1 protein-coding gene is annotated in these 444 nt (G+C 45.3%); it reads right to left on the reverse strand.

Going from position 1 to position 444, the window contains the following annotated elements; all coding sequences use genetic code 11:
- The coding region (locus tag ACSLUK_RS20000; protein WP_448550552.1) for a GTP-binding protein at positions 1-444 on the reverse strand (444 nt) is incomplete at both ends.

A 444-nucleotide genomic window follows, 5' to 3' on the forward strand; every position in this document is an offset into this window, starting at 1 on the left:
CTTCGATTGGTAAGATGAAGTCACCATCGATTGCACGCTCTGGCTCTGGAATGTAAGTATCTAAGTGCTCAGCTAGCTCTAATACTTTCTCTTCCCATTGTGCTTCGCCGTTCAATGCACCTAGTGCAGAACCTTGAACTACTGGTAAGTCATCACCTGGGAAATCGTATTCTGAAAGAAGTTCACGAACTTCCATCTCTACTAATTCTAATAATTCTTCGTCGTCTACCATGTCACATTTGTTCATGAATACGATGATGTATGGTACACCAACCTGACGAGAAAGAAGGATGTGCTCACGAGTTTGCGGCATAGGGCCGTCAGTCGCAGCTACTACTAAGATAGCGCCGTCCATTTGAGCAGCACCAGTGATCATGTTTTTAACATAATCGGCGTGACCTGGACAGTCTACGTGTGCGTAGTGACGAGTTGCTGTGTCATACT

The sequence above is a fragment of the Thalassotalea fusca genome (assembly GCF_053485835.1).